The organism is Caulobacter sp. B11, from assembly GCF_002737765.1.
In the GTDB taxonomy this organism is placed as follows: domain Bacteria; phylum Pseudomonadota; class Alphaproteobacteria; order Caulobacterales; family Caulobacteraceae; genus Caulobacter.
Map to the genome: position 1 here is coordinate 1 of NZ_PEGG01000193.1, position 7,747 is coordinate 7,747.

Annotated in this window: 2 protein-coding genes and 1 pseudogene; all 3 read right to left on the reverse strand. The window is 65.2% G+C overall.

Annotated elements, in window-relative coordinates; genetic code table 11:
* Nucleotides 1-450 (reverse strand): hypothetical protein (locus tag CSW58_RS08730; protein WP_143755139.1); only part of this gene is annotated, 450 nt, incomplete at its 3' end.
* Nucleotides 451-605: 155 nt separating this feature from the next.
* Entirely contained in the window at nucleotides 606-4,796 is a 4,191-nt protein-coding gene (rpoC, locus tag CSW58_RS08735) for a DNA-directed RNA polymerase subunit beta' (protein ID WP_099447033.1), read from the reverse strand.
* A gap of 98 nt (nucleotides 4,797-4,894) precedes the next feature.
* A pseudogene (gene rpoB / locus CSW58_RS08740) lies at nucleotides 4,895-7,747 on the reverse strand (DNA-directed RNA polymerase subunit beta); the annotation flags it as partial.

Genomic DNA, 7,747 nt, shown 5'->3' on the forward strand with positions numbered 1-7,747 from the left:
CGGCAGGGCGGCGAACAGCACCCCGAACAGGTTGCCCTCCCAGACCGGACCGGACAGCGGCTCGCTGATCGCGCGGACACCCTGCGGCTCGTGGATCTCGCCCTCGATCCGGGTCGCGCCGTAGCGCAGCGACACGTGCGGCTGGCCCTTGCGGAAATTGTCGAACTGGATCGGCCGCAGGGTGGCGGCGTCGAGCACAAAGCGGTCCTCCATGTCGAAGGCGCCGCCGGCGATCCTCTGGTGGACCACCACCTTGAGCACCGCCCGGCCGTCCTGGCGGGCCTGGGTGATCGTCTGCCAGGTCACGCCCATGGGCCGGGTGACGCCGTCCCGGGTCATGGCGATCGTGAAGCAGGCGGCGTCGTCGGCGATCAGCCGGCCGTCGGGAACCACCGGGGGCGCCACCGGGGGAGCGACCAGGGCGGCGGCGAGGGCGAGGGCGACGATCATCGGCGGACTCCAGCAGAGGTTGCGGACTTATCCGCTGGCCCGGCCGGGCGACGAAGTGAAATCCCGTTCATGTGGCGACCGTCTCGGCCAAAGAAAAAGCGGCCGGGGCGAACCCCGACCGCTTTGCCTTATTCGTCGTGAAGCCTGGTGGCCGACTAGTCGGCCGACGCCAGGGCGATCGAGGCCGGCAACGGCTCCATCGCATCTTCGCGCTGCTGGGCCAGCTGCTCGTCGCGCTTGGCGGCGACGCGCTGCAGGCTGCGCAGATAGGCGCCCGTGCCCGCGGGGATCAGACGACCCACGATCACGTTCTCCTTGAGGCCTTCCAGGGTGTCGGTCTTGCCGTGCACCGAGGCTTCGGTCAGGACGCGAGTCGTTTCCTGGAACGACGCGGCCGAGATGAAGCTCTTGGTCTGCAGAGACGCCTTGGTGATGCCGAGCAGCACGGGCTGGGTGGTGGCCGGACGGCCGCCACGCGAGATCGCGCGATCCTGCTCGATATAGAACTCAGGCTTGTCGAGGTGATCGCCCTTGATCAGGCCGGTGTCGCCAGGCTCGAGGATCTCGACCTTTTGCAGCATCTGACGAACGATCGTCTCGATGTGCTTGTCGTTGATCGGCACGCCTTGCAGACGGTAAACTTCCTGAATTTCGTCGACCAGGAAGTTGGCCAGGGCTTCGACGCCCAGGATGCGCAGGATGTCGTGCGGATCCGGGTTGCCGTCGATGATGTACTCGCCGCGCGCGATGAAATCGCCATCGTGCACCGCGATGTGCTTGCCCTTGGGGATCAGGAACTCGACCGCTTCACCCTGATTACCGTCGGCGTCGATTTCCGGGGTGATCTTGATGCGGCGCTTGTTCTTGTAGTCCTTGCCGAATTCGACACGACCGTCCATTTCCGCGATGACCGCGCAGTCCTTGGGACGGCGGGCTTCGAAGAGTTCGGCGACGCGCGGCAGACCGCCGGTGATGTCGCGGGTCTTGGCGCCCTCGGTCGGGATCCGGGCGATGACCTCGCCTGGCTTGACCGTATCGCCGTCAGCCACCGACAGAATGGCGCCGACCGACATCAGGTAGCGAGCCTCGCCGCCGTTGGCCAGGCGGACATAGGCGCCGTTCTCGTCGAGAACGCCCATGGCCGGACGCAGGTCCGAGGCGCGGGCCGAGGTCCGCCAGTCGGCGATCACGCGCTGCGCGATGCCGGTGGCTTCGTCGGTTTCCTCGCGGACGGAGAAGCCGTCCACCAGGTCCTCGGCGCGGATCTTGCCGGCCACTTCGGTGAGGATCGGGGTGGTGTAGGGGTCCCAGTCGGCCAGACGCTGGCCGCGCTTGACCTTCTCGCCGTCCTTGATCTTCAGACGCGCGCCGTAAGGCGGCTTGTAGTTTTCGCGTTCCTTGCCGTCGACCATGACGCTCACGGCCGTGTTGCGGCTCATGACCACCAGGAAGCCGTCGGCCCCGGTGACGGTGGCGCCGGTGACGCGGACCGTACCGTCGTTGCTGCTTTCGAAGAACGACTGCTCGGCCACCTGGGCGGTGCCGCCGATGTGGAAGGTACGCATCGTCAGCTGGGTGCCCGGCTCGCCGATGGACTGGGCGGCGATGACGCCGACCGCTTCACCGATGTTGACCGGGGTGCCGCGGGCCAAATCGCGGCCGTAGCAGGCGCCGCAGACGCCGACCTTGGCTTCGCAGGTCAGGACCGAACGCACCTTCACCGACTGCACGCCCGCCGCTTCGATCGCGTCGGCCATGTTCTCGGTCAGGTAGGTGTCGGCCGGAACGACCAGGTCGCCGGTGACCGGATCCTTGACGTCCTCGGCCGAGAAGCGGCCCAGGACGCGCATGCCCAGCGAGACCAGGACGTCGCCGCCCTCGACCACGGCGCGCAGGGTGATGCCCCGCGTGGTGCCGCAGTCTTCCTCGACGATGATGCAGTCCTGCGCCACGTCGACCAGACGACGGGTCAGGTAACCCGAGTTAGCGGTCTTCAGCGCGGTGTCGGCCAGGCCCTTACGGGCGCCGTGGGTGGAGTTGAAGTACTCCTGAACGGTCAGGCCTTCCTTGAAGTTCGAGACGATCGGGGTCTCGATGATCTCGCCCGAAGGCTTGGCCATCAGACCGCGCATGCCGCCCAGCTGCTTCATCTGGGCTTGCGAGCCACGGGCGCCGGAGTGGGCCATCATGTAGATGGCGTTGATCTCCAGCTCCCGGCCGTTGGCGTCTTTCTTCTTGGCTTGCAGTTCAGCCATCATTTCGTCGGCGACGCGGTCGGTGGCCTTGGCCCAGGCGTCAACGACCTTGTTGTACTTCTCGCCCTTGGTGATCAGGCCGTCAGCATATTGCTGCTCGTACTCTTCAGCCAGGGTGCGGGTTTCGGCGACGATCGCCTCTTTCCGCTGCGGGATAATGATGTCGTCCTTGCCGAACGAGATGCCGGCCTTGGCCGCCTCGCGGAAGCCCAGACCCATGATCTGGTCGGCGAAGATCACCGTCGCCTTCTGACCGCAGTGGCGGTAGACGATGTCGATGAGGTTGCCGATTTCCTTCTTGGTCAGGGCCTTCTCGATCAGGCGGTGACCCACCTGCGGGTGGCGCGGCAGCAGGGCGGCGATCTTCATCCGCCCCGGGGTGGTGTCGATCACGCGGCGACGCGCCACGCCATCGGCGTCCACTTCGGTGAAGCGCGACTTGATCTTGGCGTGCAGAGACACGACGCCGGCGTCCATGGCCGCTTCGATCTCGGCGATGTCGCTGAAGATCTTGCCTTCGCCCGGCTCGCCTTCACGCGCGACCGACAGATAGTACAGACCCAGGACGATGTCCTGCGACGGCACGATGATCGGTCGGCCGTTGGCGGGCGACAGGATGTTGTTGGTCGACATCATCAGGACGCGCGCTTCCAGCTGGGCCTCGAGGCTCAGCGGGACGTGAACGGCCATCTGGTCGCCGTCGAAGTCGGCGTTGAAGGCGGCGCAGACCAGCGGGTGCAGCTGGATGGCCTTGCCCTCGATCAGCTTGGGCTCGAACGCCTGGATGCCCAGACGGTGAAGCGTCGGCGCGCGGTTCAGCATCACCGGGTGTTCGCGGATCACCTCTTCGAGGATGTCCCACACCTGGGGCTGTTCGCGCTCGACCATGCGCTTGGACTGCTTGACGGTGCCCGACAGGCCCTTGGCGTCCAGGCGCGCATAGATGAACGGCTTGAACAGCTCCAGAGCCATCTTCTTGGGCAGGCCGCACTCGTGCAGCTTCAGGTCCGGACCCACGACGATGACCGAACGGCCCGAATAGTCGACGCGCTTGCCGAGCAGGTTCTGACGGAAGCGGCCTTGCTTGCCCTTCAGCATGTCGGCCAGCGACTTCAGCGGACGCTTGTTGGCGCCGGTGATCACGCGACCACGACGGCCGTTGTCGAACAGGGCGTCCACCGACTCCTGCAGCATCCGCTTTTCGTTGCGGATGATGATGTCGGGGGCGCGCAGCTCGATCAGGCGCTTGAGGCGGTTGTTACGGTTGATGACCCGGCGATAGAGGTCGTTCAGGTCGGAGGTGGCGAAGCGGCCGCCGTCCAGCGGCACCAGCGGACGCAGTTCCGGCGGAATGACCGGCACGACCGTCAGCACCATCCATTCGGGACGGTTGCCCGACTCCGAGAACGCCTCGAGGATCTTAAGGCGCTTGGAGAACTTCTTCTGCTTCATGTCCGACACGGTGCCGGCCAGCTCTTCGCGCAGGCGGTCGGCTTCCTTGTCGAGGTCGATCGCCTTGAGCAGGTTCTGGATGGCCTCGGCACCGATCTCGGCGGTGAAGCTGTCATCGCCGTACTCGTCCTGGGCGCGCATGTAGTCGTCCTCGCTGAGCAGCTGGTGCTGCTTCAGCGGGGTCAGGCCCGGCTCGGTGATGATGTAATATTCGAAGTAGAGGACGCGCTCGATGTCCTTCAGCGGCATGTCGAGCATCATGGCGATACGCGAGGGCAGCGACTTCAGGAACCAGATGTGGGCGACCGGCGAGGCCAGCTCGATGTGACCCATGCGCTCGCGACGAACGCGGGCCAGGGTGACTTCAACGCCGCACTTCTCGCAGATGATGCCCTTGTACTTCATGCGCTTGTACTTGCCGCACAGGCATTCGTAGTCCTTGGTCGGGCCAAAGATACGGGCGCAGAACAGGCCGTCACGCTCGGGCTTGAACGTGCGGTAGTTGATGGTCTCGGGCTTCTTGATCTCGCCGAACGACCACGAACGGATCTTTTCCGGCGAGGCCAGGGAGATGCGGATCTGGTCGAAGGTCGGAGCGGCCTGGACCGGATTGAAGATGTTCAGGACTTCCTGGTTCATCTTGGTTCCTTCTGCGGGACTACCCGCGAAAATTCAAAGTTGGAGAGCGGCGATCGAAGGCCCCTCCCCCACCGCTAGGTGGAGGAGGGAGGTTCGGATCAGCTGTTCTCCAGCTCGACGTTCAGGCCGAGCGAGCGCATTTCCTTGACCAGCACGTTGAAGCTTTCGGGGATGCCGGCTTCGAACGTGTCATCGCCGCGGACGATCGACTCGTAGACCTTGGTGCGGCCGGCGACGTCATCGGACTTCACCGTCAGCATTTCCTGCAGGGTGTAGGCCGCGCCGTAGGCTTCCAGCGCCCACACTTCCATTTCCCCGAAGCGCTGACCGCCGAACTGGGCCTTACCACCCAGCGGCTGTTGCGTGACGAGGCTGTACGGACCGATCGAACGGGCGTGGATCTTGTCGTCGACCAGGTGGTGCAGCTTCAGCATGTAGATGTAGCCGACCGTGACCGGACGCTTGAACTGGTCGCCGGTCTGGCCGTCGAACAGGATCGACTGGCCCGACGGGTCGAGACCCGCCATGCGCAGGTGGTCCTCGATGTCGCCGATCCGCGCGCCGTCGAAGACGGGCGTGGCGATCGGAACGCCCTTGCCGAGATTGCGGGCCAGTTCGACCAGCTCTTCCTCGGTTTCCGGCAGCTCCTCATCGGGGCCGTAGATCTCGGTCAGGCGATCGATCAGGGCCTGCTTCTGGCCGCCGGCCTGCCAGTCTTCCAGCAGGGTGGTGATCTGCTTGCCCAGGCCCGCGCAGGCCCAGCCCAGGTGGGTTTCGAAGATCTGGCCGACGTTCATGCGCGAAGGCACGCCCAGCGGGTTCAGAACCACGTCCACGTGGGTGCCGTCGGCGAGGAACGGCATGTCCTCGATCGGCAGGATGCGCGAGATGACGCCCTTGTTGCCGTGACGGCCGGCCATCTTGTCACCGGGCTGAAGCTTGCGCTTCACGGCCACGAAGACCTTGACCATCTTCATCACGCCCGGGGGCAGTTCGTCGCCGCGCTGCAGCTTGTCGACCTTGTCCTCGAAGCGACGGTCCAGACGCTTGCGGTTCTCGTCGAACAGACGACGCAGGCTTTCCAGTTCGCCCATCGCCTTCTCGTCTTCGAGGGCGATCTGCCACCACAGGCCCGGCTGGATTTCAGCCAGCTTGTCGGCCGAGATCTCGCCGCGCGACAGGCCCTTGGGACCCGACAGCGCCACGTTGCCGATCAGCAGCTCGCGCAGACGGCCCGAGATGTTGCGGTTCAGGATCGCGAATTCGTCGTCGCGGTCCTTGCCCAGACGGTCGATTTCCGAGCGTTCGATGGCCAGGGCGCGTTCGTCCTTGTCGACGCCGTGACGGTTGAACACCCGCACGTCGACGATCGTGCCGGCGACGCCCGGGGGCAGGCGCAGGCTGGTGTCGCGGACGTCCGAGGCCTTTTCACCGAAGATGGCGCGCAGCAGCTTTTCTTCCGGCGTCATCGGGCTTTCGCCCTTCGGCGTGACCTTGCCGACCAGGATGTCGCCCGGTTGGACTTCGGCGCCGATCGCCACGATGCCGGCTTCGTCGAGGTTGCGCAGGGCTTCCTCGCCGACGTTCGGGATGTCGCGGGTGATCTCTTCCGGGCCGAGCTTGGTGTCGCGGGCCATGACTTCGAATTCCTCGATGTGGATCGAGGTGAAGACGTCGTCGCGGACGATGCGCTCGGAGATCAGGATGGAGTCTTCGAAGTTGTAGCCGTTCCAGGGCATGAACGCGACGAGGGCGTTGCGGCCCAGGGCCAGTTCACCCAGCTCGGTCGAGGGACCGTCGGCGATGATGTCGCCGCTGTTGATCTTGTCGCCCACCTTCACCAGCGGACGCTGGTTGATGCAGGTCGACTGGTTGGAACGCTGGAACTTGCTCAGGCGGTAGATGTCGACGCCCGAACGGGCGGCGTCGGTTTCTTCCGTGGCGCGGACGACGATACGCGTACCGTCGATCTGCTCGACCACGCCGGTGCGCTTGGCGATGACCACGGCGCCGGAGTCGCGGGCGACCACGGCTTCCATGCCCGTACCGACCAGGGGCGCGTCGGACTGCACCAGAGGCACGGCCTGACGTTGCATGTTCGAGCCCATGAGGGCGCGGTTGGCGTCATCGTTTTCGAGGAAGGGGATCAGGGCCGCGGCCACCGAAACCACCTGACGCGGCGACACGTCCATCAGGTCGACCATCTCCTTTTGCAGGAGCGTGGGTTCGCCGTTGATCCGGCCGGGGACCAGGTCGTCGACGATCTCGCCGTTCAACACCTTGATGTTGGACTGGGCGATGACGTGCTTCGACTCTTCCATGGCCGACATGTAGACGACCTCGTCGAGCGGCTTGCCGTCCTGAACGCGACGGTAAGGGCTCTCGATGAAGCCGTACTTGTTGACGCGGGCATGGGTGGCCAGCGAGTTGATCAGACCGATGTTCGGGCCTTCCGGCGTTTCAATCGGGCAGATGCGGCGTAGTGGGTCGGGTGAACGTCGCGGACTTCGAAGCCGGCGCGCTCACGGGTCAGACCGCCGGGGCCAAGCGCCGAGAGACGGCGCTTGTGGGTGATTTCCGACAGCGGGTTGGTCTGGTCCATGAACTGCGACAGCTGCGAGGAGCCGAAGAATTCACGCACCGAGGCCGCGGGCCGGCTTGGCGTTGATCAGGTCGTGCGGCATCACGGTGTCGATGTCGACGGACGACATGCGTTCCTTGATGGCGCGTTCCATGCGCAGCAGGCCGACGCGGTACTGGTTTTCCAGCAGTTCGCCGACCGAACGCACCCGGCGGTTGCCGAGGTTGTCGATGTCGTCGATTTCGCCGCGGCCGTCGCGCAGGCCGACCAGCAGCTTGAGCACCGCCAGCACGTCTTCCTTGCGCAGGACGCGCATCTCGTCCGAAGCGTCGAGCTCCAGGCGCATGTTCATCTTCACGCGGCCAACGGC